The following is a 1,293-nucleotide window of genomic DNA, read 5'->3' on the forward strand; positions in this document are numbered from 1 at the left end:
TCGCGCGCGAGCGCGCCGATGCTCGCATGCGCGGCGCGCGCGAGGTCGGCGAGGATGAACGCGGCGACCTTGCGCTCGGCTTCGCGCAACTCGGGCGCGCACTCGGCGATTCGCGCGACGATGTCGAGGACCGGGGCGGCGGCCTGAGCCGGATGCGGCTCGGCGGCAGTCGGAGCGGACGGGGAAGCGGGCGTATTCATCGACGGAAAAGGGTGCGGGACTTGATGTTATTAAATAACATCACCGCGCCGATGCTACTTTCTGTACCATCTGCATGTCAACTTCAGTGCAATGCATAGTGATGATGGAGCGGGATGACATGAAAGTTACAAACTATCAGGAAGCGACGATCGATCCGTTCGGCAAGGGCCTGGGCAATGTGCCGAGCGCGAGCGTGCCGCTCGGCGACGCCGGCCGGCTCGAATGGAACCTGCTCGCGGAAGACGTCAGCCTGCCGGCCGCCGTGCTTTACGAGGATCGCGTCGAGCACAACCTGAACTGGATGCAGGCGTTCGTGCAGAAATACGGCGTCAAGTTCGCGCCGCACGGCAAGACGACGATGGCGCCGCAACTGTTCCGCCGCCAGCTCGACGCCGGCGCGTGGGGCATCACGCTCGCGACCGCGCACCAGACGCAGGCCGCGTATCACGGCGGCGTGCGGCGCGTGCTGCTCGCGAACCAGCTGGTCGGCCGCCAGAACATGACGATCATCGCGGGGCTGCTGTCCGATCCCGATTTCGAATTCTTCTGTCTCGTCGATTCCGCGGAGAGCGTCGACCAGCTCGGCCGGTTCTTCGGCGATGCGAAGAAATCGCTGAACGTGCTGATCGAGCTCGGCGTGCCGGGCGGCCGCGCGGGCGTGCGCGATGCCGCGCAGCGCGNNCTGGCCGCGATCGCGCGCTATCCGGACACGCTGAAGCTGGCCGGCATCGAGCTCTATGAAGGCGTGCTGAAAGAGGAAGGCGAGATCCGCGCGTTCCTGCAACAGGCGGTCGCCCTCACGCGCGAGCTGGCCGAAGCCGGCCGCTTCGCGCGCACGCCGGCGATCCTGTCCGGCGCCGGTTCGGCGTGGTACGACGTGGTCGCGGAAGAATTCAGGAAGGTGTCCGACGCGGGCTTCGCGGAAGTCGTGCTGCGTCCGGGCTGCTACCTGACGCACGATGTCGGCATCTACAAGAAGGCGCAGACCGACGTGTTCGCGCGCAACCCGATCGCCCGCTCGATGGGCGAAGGGCTGTTGCCGGCGCTGCAGCTGTGGGCGTACGTGCAGTCGGTGCCGGAAGCCGACCGCGC

General features: G+C 66.9%; 3 pseudogenes. 2 read left to right on the plus strand and 1 reads right to left on the minus strand.

Going from position 1 to position 1,293, the window contains the following annotated elements:
- Positions 1-200: pseudogene (locus A9Z05_RS38070) on the minus strand (transcriptional regulator); the annotation flags it as partial.
- Between the two features lie 119 nt (positions 201-319).
- Here A9Z05_RS38070 and A9Z05_RS38075 point away from each other — a divergent pair.
- Positions 320-881 (plus strand): annotated as a pseudogene (locus A9Z05_RS38075) (alanine racemase); the annotation flags it as partial.
- Positions 882-883: 2 nt separating this feature from the next.
- A pseudogene (locus tag A9Z05_RS38080) lies at positions 884-1,293 on the plus strand (amino acid deaminase); the annotation flags it as partial.

Source organism: Burkholderia sp. A2 (assembly GCF_001729305.1).
Classification (GTDB): Bacteria; Pseudomonadota; Gammaproteobacteria; order Burkholderiales; family Burkholderiaceae; genus Burkholderia; species Burkholderia sola.